This window comes from Kitasatospora sp. NBC_01266 (assembly GCF_036242395.1).
Taxonomy (GTDB): Bacteria; Actinomycetota; Actinomycetes; order Streptomycetales; family Streptomycetaceae; genus Kitasatospora.
Genome location: NZ_CP108458.1, coordinates 3,040,212 through 3,056,877 on the forward strand (window position 1 = coordinate 3,040,212; position 16,666 = coordinate 3,056,877).

Here is a 16,666-nt window from a genome sequence, read left to right on the forward strand (position 1 = left end):
GGATGCGCCCCGGGGCAGGACCTGCCCCAACACGTGCACAGCACCGTGCGAGTCGGACAAAGGAGTACCGCAGTGCCGGGCAAGAACCTCAGCCGGGACGAAGCGCAGGCGCGCGCCGGCATCCTCAGCGTCGACGGCTACGAGGTTCACCTCGACGTCACCAGCGCTCCGGACACCTCGAACGCGACCTTCCGCTCCGTCACCACCATCCGCTTCCGCTGCGCCGAACCGGGGTCCGAGAGCTTCGCCGACCTGCTCGCACCGAGCGTGCGGGCCGTCACCCTGAACGGGCGGGCGCTGGACCCGGCCGCCGTCTTCGACGGGGCCCGGGTCGCGCTGCCCGCGCTGGCCGCCGAGAACGTCCTGGTGGTGGACGCGGACTGCGCCTACAGCCGGACCGGCGAGGGCCTGCACCGGTTCACCGACCCGGCGGACGGCGAGACCTACCTCTACACCCACTACGAGCCGGCCGAGGCCCGCCGGGTGTTCGCCAACTTCGAGCAGCCGGACCTCAAGGCGCCCTACCGCTTCACGGTGACCGCGCCCGCCGCCTGGGACGTCTACGCCAACGCGGCCGAGGAGACCGTCGAGGACGACGGCGCCTCGAAGACCTGGCGCTTCCTGGCCACCCAGCCGATCTCCACCTACCTCACCGCCGTGGTGGCCGGCCCCTACCACGTGGCCCGCGACCACTGGAGCCGCGAACTGCCCGACGGCAGCACGCTGGAGATCCCGCTCGCGGCCACCTGCCGCCGGTCGCTCGCGCCGTACTTCGACGCCGACGAGATCTTCACGGTCACCAAGCAGGGCCTGGACTTCTTCCACGACGAGTTCGACTACCCGTACCCGTTCGGCAAGTACGACCAGTGCTTCGTGCCGGAGTACAACATCGGCGCGATGGAGAACCCCGGCTGCGTCACCTTCCGCGAGGAGTACGTCTTCCGCTCGAAGGTCACCGAGGCCGCCTACGAGGCCCGCGCCAACGTCATCCTGCACGAGATGGCGCACATGTGGTTCGGCGACCTGGTCACCATGAAGTGGTGGGACGACCTGTGGCTCAAGGAGTCCTTCGCCGACTTCATGGGCTCCTTCGCGCTGCGCGAGGCCACCAAGTACCAGGCCGCCTGGGTGACCTTCGCCAACCAGCGCAAGGCCTGGGCCTACCGGCAGGACCAGTACCCGACCACCCACCCGATCACCGCGGACATCCGCGACGTCGAGGACGCCAAGCTCAACTTCGACGGCATCACCTACGCCAAGGGCGCCTCGGTGCTCAAGCAACTGGTCGCCTACGCCGGTCGGGACGCGTTCTTCGAGGGCGCCCGGCGCTACTTCAAGGCGCACGCCTTCGGCAACACCGTGCTCGGCGACCTGCTGGAGGTGCTGGCCGTCACCTCCGGGCGCGGCGAGCAGGCGATGGCCGACTGGTCCAGGGCCTGGCTGCAGACCCCCGGCGTCAACGCGCTCACCCCGCAGCTCACCGTGGACGCCGGGGGCCGGATCACCGAACTCGCGGTGCTGCAGGACGGCGAGACGCTGCGCCCGCACCGGATCGCGATCGGCCTCTACGAGCGCGAGCCGGACGGCAGCCTGCTGCGCACCGCGCGGGTCGAGCTGGACGTCACCGGCGCCCGCACCGTGGCCGAGGAGCTGGCGGGCCGGCCGCGCCCGGCGCTGGTGCTGGTCAACGACGATGACCTGACGTACTGCAAGATCCGCTTCGATGCCGAGTCGCTGGCCACCCTGCGCACCTCGCTGGGCTCCATCGAGGACACCCTGGCCCGGGCGCTGGTCTGGTCGGCCTGCTGGAACCTGACCCGGGACGGGCTGCTGCCGGCCCGCGACTACCTCGACCTGGTGCTGCGCTTCGCCGGCCAGGAGTCGGACATCGGAGTGCTGCAGACCCTGCACACCCAGGCGCGGGCGGCGCTGGACCTCTTCGCCGACCCCGAGTACCGGGCCACCGGCGCCGCCCTGCTCGCCGAGTGCGCGCTGCGTGAGCTGCGCGCGGCGGCCCCGGGCAGCGACCACCAGCTGGCCTGGGCCCGGTTCCTGGCGCAGAGCGCGGAGCAGGAGACGGAACTGGGGCTGCTGGAGCAGCTGCTGGCCGGCACCGCCCGGATCGACGGGCTGGAGGTGGACCAGGACCTGCGCTGGTCGTTCTGGATCGCGCTGGCCGCCGCCGGACGGGCGACCGTCGAGGAGCTGGACGCCGAGCTCAAGCGGGACCACACCGCCAGCGGCAGCCAGAAGGCCACCCAGGCGCTGGCCGCCCGGCCCACCGCCGAGGCCAAGGCCGCCGCCTGGTCGGCCGTGGTGGACGACGACTCGCTGCCCAACGCGCTGGTCGGCGCGCAGACCGCGGGCTTCGCCCAGGCCGGGCAGCGGGAGCTGACCGCGCCGTACAGCACGCGCTACTTCGAGCTGCTGGAGACGATCTGGGCCGAGCGGAGCATCGAGATCGCGATCCGCTTCGTCGGCGGCTTCTTCCCGCGGCTGCAGACCGACCAGGCGACGCTCGACGCCACCGACGCCTGGCTCGCCGGGCACCCGCAGGCCGCGCCGGCGCTGCGCCGGCTGGTCCTGGAGTGCCGGGACGAGCTGGCCCGCGCGCTGCGGGCGCAGGCGGCCGACCGGGCCTGACCCCGCGCCGAACGCCGAACGGCCCGCCCCGGGTGCACCGGGGCGGGCCGTTTCGCGTGCGGGCTACTTGAGGGTGGCCGAGGTGAGACCGGCCTGCACCTGGCGCTGGAAGGAGAGGTAGACCACCAGCACCGGCAGCATCGCGATGGTCATCCCGGCGAAGAGCGCCGGGAAGTTGCTCGCGTAGCCGGTCTGCTGAGCCAGGTTCAGCAGACCCTGGGTCAGCACCGAGCGGTCCGGGTCACCTCCGTGCTGCTGCTGCATCAGGGTGACCGGCAGCAGGTACTGGTTCCACTGGCCGAGCACGTTGAAGATGCCGACACTGATCAGCCCGGACTTCGCCATCGGCACCATGACCTGGAAGAACGCCCGGGTGTGCGAGCAGCCGTCGATCATCGCCGCCTCGTGCACGGCGGTGGGCAGCGAGCGGAAGAAGGAGTACAGGAAGAAGACGGTGAACGGCAGCGAGTACGCGACGTACACCAGGATCAGGCCCAGGTAGCTGTTCAGCCCGAGCAGCGGGGAGATCTGCCCGAGGTTCTTCACCATGAAGAAGAGCGGCACCAGCGCCAGGTAGACCGGGAACATCGCGCCGGCCACGAAGAAGAAGTAGATGACCCGGTTGCCGGGGAACTCGTAGCGGGCCAGCACGTAGGCCGCCATCGCGCCGAGCAGCATCGTCAGGGTGACCGAGCCCACCAGCACGATCAGGGTGTTGGCGAAGTAGTTGGCGATCCCCTGGTGCCAGGCGTAGCTGAAGGCGCTGAAGCCCCAGTGCGCGGGCCAGGACCAGGCGCTGCCGCCGATCTGCGCGTCGGTCTTGAAGGAGCCGAGCACGATCCAGACCAGCGGGGCGATGATCATCACCGCCCAGAGCGCCAGGAAGCCGTGCGAGAAGACGTTGAGCACCCCTCCCCCGTCCGCGAACCGCTGCTCCTTGGCGGGCCTGCGCGGCGCCGCGGGGCTGTCGCGCGGTGCGGGGACCTCGGTGGTCAGGTCGGTGTTGGTGGTCATCACGGCCCCGCTCAGTACTCGATCCGCTCGCGCCGGGTGACCCGCAGCGAGACGACGGACAGGATCAGCGTGATGAAGAAGATCACCACGCCCATGGCGCAGGCGTAGCCCGCCTTGCCGAAGGTGATGAAGTTGCGCATCAGGTAGGTCGACATCACCTCGGAGTGGTAGTTGGGGCCGCCGCCGTAGTACGCGCCCGGGGTCATGGTGGAGACCAGGGCGAAGGCGTCCATGGCGGCGATCGCCAGGTAGACCCAGGCGGTCTGCACGGTCTCCCAGAGCAGCGGCAGGGTGATCGTGAAGAAGGTCTGGGTGCGCTTGGCCCCGTCCAGCAGCGCGGCCTCGTAGATGTCCCTCGGGATGGACTGCATCGCGGCCGAGAAGAGCACCAGGTAGAACCCGACCCCGGACCAGACCAGCACGCCCATCACGCACCAGAGGGTGAAGTTCGGGTCGGCCAGCCACTGCCAGGGGTGGTCCGCGCTCTCCACGCCCAGCTTGACCAGCACGCCGTTGAGCAGGCCGCCCTGGTCGGTGCGGTAGACCGCCTGGAAGAGCACCGACAGGATGGCCACCGAGAGCACCTGCGGGAAGAAGAAGACCACCTTGTAGAACCCCGCGCCGCGCACCCCCTGCACCCCGCCGGTGCCACCACGGCCGCCGACGTTGAGCATGAAGGCGAAGAACAGCGCCAGCAGGATGGTGACGACCGGCAGCACCAGCAGTAGCAGCATGTTGTGCAGCAGCGCGGTGCGGAAGACGCTGTCGCCGAAGAGCTGGGTGTAGTTCCGCAGCCCGATGAAGTGCATCGTCTGCGAGGCCCCGGACCAGTCGGTCAGGGAGTAGCCGAAGGTCTGCAGGTACGGCCAGATGACCAGCACCACGTAGAGCACGACCGGGATGATGAGGAACCCCACGATGAAGGGGTACTTGCGGTGACGCATGCGCCTGCTCCTGTCCGCCACAGCCTGTGTCCGACAGGCTTGGTACCGCGGTGTCGCCCGAATGCACCAGGAGCACCGGGACCCGCGCACGGGTCCCGGTCTCCGTGAAGTGGTCTGCCTGACCCGTTCGGGCCCTCAGACCTTCTTGGCGGTGGCGGCCTTGGCCGCCGCCACCCACTGCTGCGGGGTCATCCGGCTGTTGACCAGCTCGTTGGTGGCATTCTGCAGCGCCAGGTCGAAAGCGGTCTGCAGATCGGGGTAGGTGAAGTTGAAGGTGTTGCTGCCGGCCGCCGTGACCGCCGCCGCCGAGGACTTGGTGCCCGGCTTGAGCTGGACGCTGGGGTCGATGCCGTCCTTGAGCACGGTCAGCGAGTTGGCCGACGCGGCGAACTTGCCGGAGGCCTCCTTGGTCAGCATGATCCGCATGAACTCCAGGCCGCCGGCCTGGTTCCTGGCCTTGGCCGGAACGATGAACGGCTCGCCCGCGCCGGCCCGCACCGCGATCTGCGGCAGCTTGTCGCCGGCGAGCGAGGGGACCGGCAGGAAGGCCATGTCGAAGTCGGGCGGGGTGATCTTGATCATCTCGTTCTCGAGCCAGGAGCCGCACGGGATGAAGGCGGCCTTGCCCTGGCACCAGGCGGTCTGCGACTCGGTGTGGGTCATGCCGTTGGTGCCCGGCAGCAGGTAGTCCTTCTGCATGATCTCGAAGAAGGCGCTGACCCCGGCGAGCACCGCCGGGTCGTCCCAGGCGGTCGGGTCGAGGGCGTCGATCCGGGTCACCAGGTCGGTGCCGCCCTGCTTGGCGATCAGGTCCAGGATCAGGTAGTTGGCGTAGTACGGGTACTTGCCCTGGTGGCAGAACGGGGCGATACCGGACTGCTTGATCGTGGCACCGAGCGAGATGAAGTCGTCCCAGGTCTTGGGCGGGGTCCAGCCCTTCTCGGTGAAGAGCTTGTTGGAGTACCAGAGGCCGTAGACGGTGTACACGTAGTTCAGCGAGTACATCTTGCCGTCGATGGTGCCCTGCTCGACGGTGCCGGGCAGCAGCACGTCGCTGATCTTCTTGGACGGGTCGTCCCGGTACGGCGCGTTGAGCAGCACGGTGAGGTCGGTCAGCTGGCCGGCCTTCTGCAGCACGTCGATCTTCATCTGCTGGGCACCCGAGTCGTCGATGATGTCCGGCGGGTTGCCCGCGTTGAAGCGCGGCTGCAGCTTGCCACTGATCTCCTGGGTGGCCAGGTGGGTGATGTTGGCCCCGCTGTAGTCCTGCTTGTAGATGCCCTCGATGGCCTTGGCGTAGTCGTCGCCGTAGCCGCCGTCGAAGATCACGACGTCGAGCGGATCGCTCGACTTGACCCCGAAGGGGTTGTCGGCGGAGCCGGTGGTCGGCGCGCTGCCGCCGTTGTTGCTACTGCTGCTGCCGGAGGCGGCGCAGGCCGCGAGCAGCGGGCCGCCGGCCGCCGCCATCACGGTCAGGGCGGCGGCGCGCTTGAAGATGTCACGGCGGTTGTACTCGGTTGCAGAGCCCATGTGTGCGCTAACCCCTCGCTGTCAGGTGATGCCACGATGCGGTGAACTCCGCGCCGGGGCAGGGTGGTTGCCCAGGCGGGTGACTGAGTGACGGATCGACCGACGACCACCCGAACGGGTTCGACGAGCCCCGGTGGATCCGACCTGTCGTCAACTTGCTTCCCTCTCACGTGCCTTGACCTTGCCTCGCGGCCAAGGTGCCGATCAGGAGGGGGTTTTGTCGATGCGCAAAGGTATAGTCCTCTGTTCACTCGGCGGCAATAGTCTCCCCGTCGGTTACGGTCCGGAGCACTCAAAGCGTTGTCGGCGGTGCAGCATGTGCAATGTTCAGGGAACCTGCATATTTGCTGGAATCCGCTCGACCGTGACCTCGGGTGCGCTGTGCGTCGAGACCTTAACGTGCTGCTGATCGCCTGAACATAGAAACGCGCAGCTTCGAGCAGACGAATGCGTGGGGCGTGAGCACGCGGGGGCGGTCAGTGCGCGGGGCGGTCGGCGCGGCGAGCGTCAGTGCGGGGGGCCGTCAGTGCGGGGCAGCCGGTCGGCCAGGGTCGCCGTTCCCGGGCCGGTCAGGTCGGCCAGGCCGGCCGGGCGCCCGGTGATCACCAGCAGCAGGTCCAGCATCGGGCCGCTGACCTCGTTGCCCTCGGCCGGCTCCCCCGCCGACCAGTCGGCGTCGGTCGCGGTCAGCCGCAGCCCGGCGATCCGCTTCTTGCCACCGATCAGCAGGTTGGAGCCGCGGTAGAAGTCGGCGCAGCGGACCAGCGCCTCCTGCGGGTAGTCGTGCGCGATGCCGAGCGGGCGCCGGATGTCCTCCGCGTGCACCACGGTCTCACCCAGCCAGCTCTCCACCGGGCCCGGCGGGTGGTCGGTCGAGTCGATCTGCGCGGCGAAGGCGTTCACCGTGCTCGACGGGCGCCCACGGGTCAGCTCGTGGATCTCGCGGTCGGTCATCACGTCGAAGCGGAAGCGCGCGCGGGCCAGCTTGGCGAAGAAGCTCGGTGGCGTCATCCGGGCGGTGGCGGCCAGGTGCGCCAGCGTGTCGCGCACCGTCCGTCCCGCGCAGAGCGAGAACACCTTCCACTGCTCGGGCGTCAGCCGCTGCACGTCGGCGAGCAGCGCGCGCCGCTCGGTGTGGATCAGCACCCAGGTATCGGAGACGTCGGGGGGATCGGATCGCGTGCCCATGTTTCCGGCATAGCACAGGCCGCGCCCCTCCACAGGAGGAGCGCGGCCTGGTGACTACGGCGGGCCGTCCGGAACGGGCCGGCTACGGCATGGCCGAGTCACTGTGCACGACAGTCGCGATGCTCGATCAGCCGATCAGGCTGCGCAGCACGTACTGCAGGATGCCGCCGTTGCGGTAGTAGTCCGCCTCGCCGGGGGTGTCGATGCGCACCACCGCGTCGAACTCGATCTCGCCGGCCTTGACCTTGACGGTCTTCGGGGTGCGACCCTCGTTCAGCTCGGTGACACCGGTGATGGTGAAGGACTCCTCGCCGGTCAGGCCCAGCGAGTCGGCACTCTGGCCCTCGGGGAACTGCAGCGGCAGCACGCCCATGCCGATCAGGTTCGAGCGGTGGATGCGCTCGTAGGACTCGGCGACGACGGCCTTGACGCCCAGCAGCGCGGTGCCCTTGGCGGCCCAGTCGCGGGACGAGCCGGAGCCGTACTCCTTGCCCGCCAGGACGACCAGCGGGATGCCGGCGGCCTGGTAGTTCTGCGAGGCGTCGTAGATGAACGACACCGGCGCGTCGGCCTGGGTGAAGTCGCGGGTGTAGCCGCCCTCGGTGCCCGGCGCGATCTGGTTGCGCAGGCGGATGTTGGCGAAGGTGCCGCGGATCATCACCTCGTGGTTGCCACGGCGCGAGCCGTACGAGTTGAAGTCGCGCTTCTCCACACCGTGCTCGGTGAGGTACTGGGCGGCGGGCGTACCGGCCTTGATGTTGCCGGCCGGGGAGATGTGGTCGGTGGTGACCGAGTCGCCCAGCTTGGCCAGCACGCGGGCGCCGGCGATGTCGCTCACCGGGCTCGGGGTCTTGGCCATGCCCTCGAAGTACGGGGGCTTGCGGACGTAGGTGGACTCGGCGTCCCACTCGAAGGTGTTGCCGGTCGGGATCGGCAGCGACTGCCAGCGGTGGTCACCGGCGAAGACGTCCGCGTAGTCCTTGGCGAACATGCCCTGGTCGATGGAGCCCGCGACGGTCTCCTCGATCTCCAGCTCGGTCGGCCAGATGTCGGCGAGGAAGACGTCGTTGCCGTCGGCGTCCTGGCCCAGCGCGTCGCGGGTGATGTCGACGTTCATGTTGCCGGCCAGGGCGTAGGCGACCACCAGCGGCGGGGAGGCCAGGTAGTTCATCTTGACGTCCGGGTTGATCCGGCCCTCGAAGTTGCGGTTGCCGGAGAGCACCGAGACGACCGCCAGGTCGGCCTCGTTGACGGCGGCCGAGACCTCCTCGGGCAGCGGGCCCGAGTTGCCGATGCAGGTCACGCAGCCGTAGCCGACCAGGTTGAAGCCCAGCTTCTCCATGTAGGGGAGCAGGCCGGCCTTCTCGTAGTAGTCCATGACGACCTTGGACCCGGGGGCCAGGGTGGTCTTGACCCAGGGCTTGACGTGCAGGCCCTTCTCCACGGCCTTCTTCGCCAGCAGGGCGGCGCCCAGCATGACGGAGGGGTTGGAGGTGTTGGTGCAGGAGGTGATCGAGGCGATCACGACCGCGCCGTTGTCGATCTCGTACGACGTGCCGTCAGCAGCGGTGACAGCGGTCGGCTTCGAGGCCTGGGCGGCGTAGGAGGGCAGCACCTCGGCGAACTTCTGCGCGGCCTCGGCGAGGATCACGCGGTCCTGCGGGCGCTTCGGGCCGGCGATCGACGGCACGACGGTGGCCAGGTCCAGCTCGAGGTACTCGGAGTAGACCGGCTCGACCGACGGGTCGTGCCACAGGCCCTGCGCCTTGGCGTAGGCCTCGACCAGGGCGAGCTGCTGCTCGCTGCGGCCGGTGAGCTTGAGGTAGTTGATCGTCTCGGCGTCGATCGGGAAGATCGCGCAGGTCGAACCGAACTCCGGCGACATGTTGCCGATGGTGGCGCGGTTGGCCAGCGGGATCGCGGTGACGCCGGCGCCGTAGAACTCGACGAACTTGCCGACCACACCGTGCTTGCGCAGCATCTCGGTGATGGTGAGCACCAGGTCGGTGGCGGTGGCGCCGGCCGGCAGCTGGCCGTTGAGCTTGAAGCCGACCACGCGCGGGATCAGCATGGAGACCGGCTGGCCGAGCATGGCCGCCTCGGCCTCGATGCCACCGACGCCCCAGCCCAGCACGCCCAGGCCGTTGACCATGGTGGTGTGCGAGTCGGTGCCGACGCAGGTGTCGGGGTAGGCCTGGCCGTTGCGGACCATGACGGTGCGGGCCAGGTGCTCGATGTTCACCTGGTGCACGATGCCGGTGCCCGGCGGGACGACCTTGAACTCGTCGAAGGCGGTCTGGCCCCAGCGCAGGAACTGGTAGCGCTCCTTGTTGCGGCCGTACTCGATCTCGACGTTCTGGGTGAAGGCGTCCTTGGTGCCGAACTTGTCGGCGATCACCGAGTGGTCGATGACCAGCTCGGCGGGGGCCAGCGGATTGATCTTGGCCGGGTCGCCGCCCAGCTCCTTCACGGCCTCACGCATGGTGGCGAGGTCCACCACGCAGGGCACGCCGGTGAAGTCCTGCATGATCACGCGGGCCGGCGTGAACTGGATCTCCTGGTTCGGCTGGGCGTTCTCGTCCCAGTTGCCGAGGGCGCGGATGTGGTCGGCGGTGATGTTCGCGCCGTCCTCGGTACGCAGCAGGTTCTCCAGCAGCACCTTGAGGCTGTACGGCAGCCGCTCGGAACCCTCGACGGCGGAGAGCTTGAAGATCTCGTACGACTCGTCGCCCACCTGCAGCGAGCTGCGGGCGTCGAAGCTGTTCGCGGACACGACTGACTCCTTCTAGGTGCTTCGTGCGGCTACAAGGGCTCGGGTGGACCACACGCTGAAGCCCGGGATCGCCTCTCGGCATTTATCTTGACGTCAAGATAAACCCTAGCGCGGAGTTATCTCGATGTCGAGATAAACCATAGTGCATGGGCAGATACAGAGTGACCTCAGGCAGGCCCCGGCGCGCCCAGGTGCCACCGGGGACCAGGGCCGGGCGATGGGCGCATCCGGGCGGGCCCGCATCAGGGCTGGTCAGACCCGCGACGGGGCCGACCGGGGCGGCGGTGGAGCCGGCCGGGGCCGCAGTGGGGCCGCGTCCTGGCGCGGGGCGGTGGCCGCCGTCGGGGCCCGGGTCGCTAGCGTGGAGGCATGATCGTCGTCGATGCCTCCACGCTGGTACTCGCACTCGCGGACCAGGGCGGGCGCGGAGTGGCGGCCCGGGCCGCGCTCGCGGCCGACCCGGAGTGGGCCGCGCCCGAGCATCTGCTGATCGAGGTGATGCAGTCGCTGCGGGGGCGCTACCTGGCCAAGGAGAACACCGCCGAGCAGGTCGCGGCGGTGGCCGCCGAGCTGCCCCGGATCACGTTCCGCAAGGTGGAGCTGGCTCCCCTGCTCGGCCGGATCTGGGAACTGAAGGACAACCTGACCCCCGACGATGCCGCCTACGTGGCCGTGGCCGAGTTGCTCGGTGCGCCACTGGTCACCGCAGACCTTCGCCTCACCCGGGCCAGCGGGCCGCGGTGCGAGATCCGCGCGGTCCGCGCGACCGGCGGGGAGGGTGGGGACGGCGGGGCCAGTGGGGACGGCGGGGACGGCGGGGACGGCGGGGCCGCGACCGGCTGAGGCCGCGACTCCGGTGGTCCCGCCGCCACTGCGGCGGCGGGACGAGGTGCGGCGGCGCCGGCTGCGCTGGCGTCAGCTGCCGAGGGTGGCGACCAGCACGGCCTTGATCGAGTGCAGGCGGTTCTCGGCCTGGTCGAAGACGATGGAGTGGGTGGACTCGAAGAGCTCGTCGGTGCACTCCAGCTCGGCCATGCCGGTGGCCTCGAACAGCTGCCGACCGAGCTCGGTGCCCAGGTCGTGGAAGGCCGGCAGGCAGTGCAGGAACTTGACCTGCGGATTGCCGGTGGCCCGCACGGTGTCCATCGAGACCTGGTAGGGCTTCAGCAACTCGATCCGCTCGGCCCAGACCTCCTTGGGCTCGCCCATCGACACCCACACGTCGGTGTAGAGGAAGTCGGCCCCGGCCACACCCGCTGCCACCTCGTCGGTGAGGGTGATCCGCGCACCGCTCACCGCCGCGAGCCGCTCGGCGGCCTTGCGGACCTCCTCGCCCGGCCACAGCCGCTCGGGGGCGACGATCCGGACGTCCATACCGAGCAGGGCGCCGGTGACCAGCAGCGAGTTGCCCATGTTGGAGCGGGCGTCGCCGAGGTAGGCGAGGGTCACCTCGGTCAGCGGCTTGCGGCAGTGCTCCTGGATCGTGAGCAGGTCGGCCAGCATCTGGGTGGGGTGCCACTCGTCGGTCAGACCGTTCCAGACCGGCACCCCGGCATGGGCGGCAAGCTCCTCGACCAGCGCCTGGCCGTGGCCCCGGTACTCGATGCCGTCGAACATCCGGCCGAGCACCCGCGCGGTGTCCTTGACCGACTCCTTGTGGCCGATCTGCGAACCGGCCGGATCCAGGTAGACGGTGGAGGCGCCCTGATCGGCGGCGGCGACCTCGAAGGCACAGCGGGTCCGGGTCGAGGTCTTCTCGAAGATCAGCGCGATGCTCTTGCCGCGCAGCCGGGGCTGCTCGGTTCCGGCGTACTTGGCGGCCTTGAGCCGGGCGGCGAGCTCGATCAGGAAGTGGAACTCCTGAGCCGTGAAGTCGAGCTCCTTGAGGAAGTGCCGATTCCTGAGGTTCAAGGCCATGGCCGGGCTCCTGGGTGGGACGGGACGAGGGATGAAGAGGAGGGACCGGGCAATAGTATACGAGTGTCTGAATTTCTATACATCAATCGTTGACATCGACCGCTCCGGTCGCTTCTCGTCACGCCATGGTGACTTTGAGGCGTCCTGGGGCCCGGCGCACCCCTGGCGCCTCCCCGGAGCGACCAGGGTCACTCCGGGGAGGCCGGCTTCGCCCGCCGGTGGTGCGGCGCGACCGCCGGCTCCGGGCCCGCCACTACAGGCGCGGGTCCACCGGCTCCGACTCCAGTGCCAGCACCGCGAACACCGGCTCGTGCACCCGCCAGAGCGGCTCGCCGCCGGCCAGCCGGTCCAGCGCTTCCAGGCCCAGCGCGTACTCGCGCAGCGCGAGCGAGCGCTTGTGCCCGAGCGAACGCTGGCGCAGCGCACCGAGGTGCTCGGTGTAGTCAGGACCGTAGATCAGCCGCAGGTACTCCCGGCCGCGGACCTTCAGGCCGGGCTGCACCAGCCCGCCGGGTCGCCCCTCCCCCGCTGCGCCCCGCACCAGTGAGGCGAGCGGCTTGACCACCATGCCCTCCCCGCCGGACCCGGTCAGCTCCTCCCACCAGGCGATGCCGGCGGCGATCGAGGCCTCGTCCTCGGTATCGACCAGCAGGCGCCCGGTGGCCCGCAGCAGCGGCTCCGGCTGCTGCTCGCCGCCTGCCTCGGCGACCTCCTTCACCCACTCCTCGTCGGCCGCGACCAGGCGGTCCAGCCAGGCGAGGTGTTCGTCATGCGGGCGCACCGCGAGGTTGGCCCCCTCGGCCGCCAGCACCTGGAACGGCGCCAGCCGGACTCCGGCCAGCCCCTCGGTGGGCCAGCAGTAGCGGCGGTAGGCCGCGCTGAAGGCCTCGGCATCGGCCGCCCGGCGGCGGTGGCGCTCGGTCAGCTCGCTCAGGCCCTCGATCCCCTGGGCAGCGGCCCGCTCCAGCGCCGCGAGCACCTCGGGCAGCGCGGAGCGGGCCGCCGCCCCCACCGCCGCGTACTGACGGCGCAGCAGATCGAGCGCCTTGAGCGACCAGGGCAGCAACTCGGTGTCCAGCAGCAGCCAGTCGGTGGCCAGCTCGGTGAAGAGCCCGGCCCGCTCGGCGGCGACCCGCACCCGCTCGAGCAGCGCCCCGGTCAGCTCCGGATCGCCGAGGAAGGCGCGTCCGGTCCTGGTCCAGATCGCCCCCGGGCCGGCCAGGCCGAACCGCCGTTCCAGCGCCTGCGGATCACGAGCCACCAGCAGCACGGCCCGGGAGCCCATGTGCTTCTCCTCGCAGATCACCTGCCGCACACCGTCGGCACGGTAGGCGAAGAACGCCTCCTCGGGGTGCTCCAGGTAGCCCTCACGCCGAGAGGTGGCACTCGGGGCCATGGTCGGCGGCAGGTAGGCGAGCAGTCGTGGATCGAGTGCGAAGCGGCTCATCACCTCCAGCGCGGCCGCCGCGTTCTCCTCGCGGACCGAGACCCGTCCGGCCAGCGAGGTCTCCACCACCCGGCGACCGGCCACGTCGGCGAGGTCCAGCGGGCGACCCTCCCGGGCGCCCGGGGCATCGCTGATCATCGGCCGGACCGGCGCGTACCACTCCTGCTCGGCCGGGACACTCACCAACTCGCGCTCCGGGTAGCGCAGCGCGGTCAGGCTGCCGCCGAAGACGCAGCCGGTGTCCAGGCAGATGGTGTTGTTGAGGAAGCTCGCCACCGGCACCGGTGTGTGACCGTAGACCACCAGCGCCTTGCCCCGGTACTCCTCGGCCCACGGGTAGCGGACCGGGAGCCCGAACTCGTCGGTCTCGCCGGTGGTGTCCCCGTAGAGGGCGTGCGAACGCACCCGGCCCGAGTTGCGGCCGTGGTAGCGCTCCGGCAGGCCCGCGTGGCAGACCACCAGGTTGCCGCCGTCCAGCAGGTAGTGGCTGACCAGGTCCCGCATGAAGGCCCGGACCTCGGTGCGGAACTCCTCCGGCTCGGTGGCCAGCTGGTCCAGCGACTCCCGCAGCCCGTGCGCGACGGTGACCTGACGGCCGCTCAACGCGCGTCCCAGCTTGTTCTCGTGGTTGCCGGGCACGCAGAGCGCGTGTCCGGCCGCGACCATGCCCATCACCAGGCGCAGCACGCCCGGGGTGTCCGGGCCACGGTCGACCAGGTCACCGACGAAGACGGCGGTGCGGCCCTCGGGGTGAGCCGCGTCCACCGCGCGGCCCTGGTCGTCACGGCTGAGGTGATAGCCGAGCTGGGTGAGCAGGGTCTCCAGCTCGGCCCGGCAGCCGTGGATGTCACCGATCAGGTCGAACGGGCCGGTGCGGTCACGCAGGTCGTTCCAGCGCTTCTCCAGGACGATCTCGGCGGCTTCCACCTCGGCCACCCCGCGCAGGTGGTGGACCTTGCGGAAGCCCTCACGCTCCAGGCCGTTCAGCGAACGGCGCAGCTCACGGTGCTGACGCGGGATCACATGCGCGCCGAACGCGCGATCGGGCCGGCTGCGGTTACGCTCGGCGCAGACTCCGGGCGGGACGTCCAGCACGATCGCGATCGGCAGCACGTCGTGGGCCCGGGCGAGCGCGACCAGCTGCTTGCGCGCGGCGGGCTGCACATTGGTCGCGTCGACCACGGTGAGCCGCCCGGCCGCCAGCCGCTTGCCGACGATGTAGTGGAGCAGCTCGAAGGCATCGGCGGAGGCGGACTGGTCGTTCTCGTCGTCCGAGACCAGGCCACGGCAGTAGTCGGAGGAGATCACCTGGGTGGGCGCGAAGTGCTCGCGGGCGAAGCTGGACTTGCCCGAGCCGCTGGTGCCGACCAGCACCACGAGGGAAAGATCGGTGACCGGCAGTCGTCGGGGCACAGCGGTCGCGGCGCTCGCGTGCGACGTCTGGTCGGCGGGCGTCCGGTCGGTGGGCGTCCGGTCGGTGGGCGTCTGGTCGGTCATCGGGATGCACTCCTCTCGGCGGTGGTGCCGGCGGGTTCGACGCCGCGGCGGAACAGGGCAAGCTGGGTGGGCGGGCCGACCTCGGGGTCGTCCGGGCCGACCGGGCGGAAGTCGACGCTGTATCCGTAGTTCGCCGCCACTCGCTCGGCCCAGCGGCGGAACTCGGCTCGGTCCCACTCGAAACGGTGGTCGGCGTGCCGGTGGTGACCCGCCGGGAGGGTCGCCCACCGCACGTTGTACTCGACGTTGGGCGTGGTGACGATCACGGCCGCCGGTCGAGCGGCACCGAACACCGCATGCTCGAGCGCCGGGAGCCTGGGCAGGTCCAGGTGCTCGATCACCTCCGAGAGCACCGCCGCGTCATAGCCCTTGAGCCGGGCGTCGGTGTAGGTCAGCGCCCCCTGCACCAGCCGCACCCGGGCTGCCTGACGCTCCGACAACCGCTCCAGCCGCAGCTTGCGGGCAGCGGCCGCCAGCGCGCTGGTGGAGACGTCGACGCCGAGGACCTCGGTGATCCGCTTCTCCTTGAGCAGGGCACCGATCAGCTCGCCCTGGCCGCAACCGAGGTCGAGCACCCGGGCGGCGCCCACCTCGGCCAGCAGTGCGACGATCGCCTCACGGCGCTGCCGCGCGAGCGGGACGGGCCTGGGGTCATCGGCGGCCGACGGTTCGGCGCGCGGCGCTGCCTCAGGTGCCTCAGGTGCCTCAGGTGCCTCAACCATCTGCGGCAGCCCGGGGGCCGCGCCCTCCGGCTCCAGGACGACCGCGTTGTCCAGTTCCTCGGCCTCACTGTCGTCGGCCTCGGCGAGCCGGGCCAGCTCCAGCCGACGCAGCGCCTCGTTCGCCAGGGACCAGCGGCGGTGCAGGTAGCGGCGGGTGATCAGGGCCCGGTCGGGATGGTCCGCGAGCCACCCCTCTCCCGCGTCGAGCAACTTGTCGACCTCGTCCGGCGCCACCCAGTAGTGCTTGGCACCGTCCAGCACCGGCAACAGCACATAGAGCTGCTGGAGCGCGTCGGACAGCAGCAGGGTGCCGGTGAGCTCCAGACGCTGGTAGCGCGAGTCGCCCCAGGCCGGAAAGGACTCGTCCAGCGGGATCGCCGAGGCGGTGACCTGCCAGCCGAGCGGTCCGAAGAGCCGCTCGACCAGCGGCAGTTCGTCGGACTCCGGCTCCTGCCGGCGGCTCTCGCCGCCGCCCACCGCGACTGCGGGCAGCCGCACGGTCAGCGACCGCGGGCGCTCGGCCAACCCCGGCCGCTGCTCGCAGACGCCCTTCATCGCTGTCCGGAACACCGTGCGCAGCGCCACCGCGAGCAACGAGGAGGCCGCGTACGGGCGGTCGTTGACGTACTGCGAGAGGGCAGCGGCTCCGCTGGTCGCGCTCGGGGAACCGGGCCGCCCCTTGCCCCTGCTCCGCCGGACCAGCGAGATCGGGTCGACATCCAGCAGCAGCGCGGCCGTGCACCGCCGCTCGCTCGCCTCGGGATAGAAGACGTGTGCTTCGCCGTGCGAGGTGCTGAAGCGCTGTGCCTTCCCGGGGTGCTTGTGCAGCAGGAAGCCCAGGTCGGTGGCCGGGTGCTCGGCAGTTCCGGTGGTGGAGATCGAAATGAACACCTGCTCGAGTATTCCGGTCGACCCGCGTCCGAAGCACATGGTTTTGTGGCGACTTGAGGCCACTGTGGCCGGCGGGCGGCTCGCCGCGCCTGTCCGATGC

General features: G+C 70.3%; 10 protein-coding genes. 2 read left to right on the forward strand and 8 right to left on the reverse strand.

From position 1 onward, the window contains the following. The first annotated feature begins 72 nt into the window (after window positions 1–72). Complete coding sequence (gene pepN / locus OG403_RS12920) at window positions 73–2,643, forward strand: aminopeptidase N (RefSeq protein WP_329564202.1); 2,571 nt, start codon at window positions 73–75, stop codon at window positions 2,641–2,643. A 63-nt stretch (window positions 2,644–2,706) separates the two neighbouring features. Here the strand turns inward: pepN and OG403_RS12925 are convergent, their stop codons facing one another. From OG403_RS12925 to acnA, 5 genes are all read right to left on the reverse strand, one after another. Next, entirely contained in the window at window positions 2,707–3,657 is a 951-nt protein-coding gene (locus OG403_RS12925; RefSeq protein ID WP_329564203.1) for a carbohydrate ABC transporter permease, read from the reverse strand. Window positions 3,658–3,668: 11 nt separating this feature from the next. After that, window positions 3,669–4,601: a carbohydrate ABC transporter permease gene (locus tag OG403_RS12930; RefSeq protein ID WP_329564205.1), complete on the reverse strand. Its 933-nt coding sequence runs from the start codon at window positions 4,599–4,601 to the stop codon at window positions 3,669–3,671. 135 nt (window positions 4,602–4,736) lie between these two features. Then, complete coding sequence (ngcE, locus tag OG403_RS12935; protein ID WP_329564207.1) at window positions 4,737–6,131, reverse strand: N-acetylglucosamine/diacetylchitobiose ABC transporter substrate-binding protein; 1,395 nt, start codon at window positions 6,129–6,131, stop codon at window positions 4,737–4,739. A 507-nt stretch (window positions 6,132–6,638) separates the two neighbouring features. Continuing rightward, window positions 6,639–7,319 carry a maleylpyruvate isomerase family mycothiol-dependent enzyme gene (locus OG403_RS12940; RefSeq protein ID WP_329564208.1) on the reverse strand — a complete coding sequence of 227 codons (681 nt, stop codon included), beginning with the start codon at window positions 7,317–7,319 and terminating at the stop codon, window positions 6,639–6,641. 127 nt (window positions 7,320–7,446) lie between these two features. After that, window positions 7,447–10,092: an aconitate hydratase AcnA gene (gene acnA, locus OG403_RS12945; protein WP_329564209.1), complete on the reverse strand. Its 2,646-nt coding sequence runs from the start codon at window positions 10,090–10,092 to the stop codon at window positions 7,447–7,449. 369 nt (window positions 10,093–10,461) lie between these two features. On the opposite strand from acnA, the gene OG403_RS12950 reads away from it, so the two are divergent. Beyond that, window positions 10,462–10,935 (forward strand): type II toxin-antitoxin system VapC family toxin, encoded by a 474-nt coding sequence (locus OG403_RS12950; RefSeq protein WP_329564211.1) that lies wholly within the window; start codon window positions 10,462–10,464, stop codon window positions 10,933–10,935. Window positions 10,936–11,007: 72 nt separating this feature from the next. Here OG403_RS12950 and argF read toward each other — a convergent pair whose 3' ends face one another. The 3 genes from argF to OG403_RS12965 all read right to left on the reverse strand — a co-directional run bounded on the left by argF (window position 11,008) and on the right by OG403_RS12965 (window position 16,566). Further along, complete coding sequence (gene argF / locus OG403_RS12955) at window positions 11,008–12,009, reverse strand: ornithine carbamoyltransferase (protein ID WP_329564212.1); 1,002 nt, start codon at window positions 12,007–12,009, stop codon at window positions 11,008–11,010. A 253-nt stretch (window positions 12,010–12,262) separates the two neighbouring features. Then, entirely contained in the window at window positions 12,263–14,953 is a 2,691-nt protein-coding gene (locus tag OG403_RS12960) for a polynucleotide kinase-phosphatase (protein ID WP_329564215.1), read from the reverse strand. Continuing rightward, on the reverse strand, window positions 14,950–16,566 hold the full coding sequence (locus tag OG403_RS12965) for a 3' terminal RNA ribose 2'-O-methyltransferase Hen1 (protein WP_329564216.1): 1,617 nt from the start codon (window positions 16,564–16,566) through the stop codon (window positions 14,950–14,952). Before OG403_RS12965 ends, OG403_RS12960 begins: the two co-directional genes overlap by 4 nt. Between the last annotated feature and the right edge of the window lie 100 nt (window positions 16,567–16,666).

What these genes read in the sequence shown, in the direction of transcription:
- OG403_RS12925 (WP_329564203.1), bottom strand. Translation starts at nt 3,657, where the DNA reads ATGACCACCAACACCGACCTGACCACCGAGGTCCCCGCACCGCGCGAC.
- OG403_RS12930 (WP_329564205.1), bottom strand. Translation starts at nt 4,601, where the DNA reads ATGCGTCACCGCAAGTACCCCTTCATCGTGGGGTTCCTCATCATCCCG.
- ngcE (WP_329564207.1), bottom strand. Translation starts at nt 6,131, where the DNA reads ATGGGCTCTGCAACCGAGTACAACCGCCGTGACATCTTCAAGCGCGCC.
- OG403_RS12940 (WP_329564208.1), bottom strand. Translation starts at nt 7,319, where the DNA reads ATGGGCACGCGATCCGATCCCCCCGACGTCTCCGATACCTGGGTGCTG.
- OG403_RS12950 (WP_329564211.1), top strand. Translation starts at nt 10,462, where the DNA reads ATGATCGTCGTCGATGCCTCCACGCTGGTACTCGCACTCGCGGACCAG.
- argF (WP_329564212.1), bottom strand. Translation starts at nt 12,009, where the DNA reads ATGGCCTTGAACCTCAGGAATCGGCACTTCCTCAAGGAGCTCGACTTC.
- OG403_RS12960 (WP_329564215.1), bottom strand. Translation starts at nt 14,953, where the DNA reads ATGACCGACCAGACGCCCACCGACCGGACGCCCACCGACCGGACGCCC.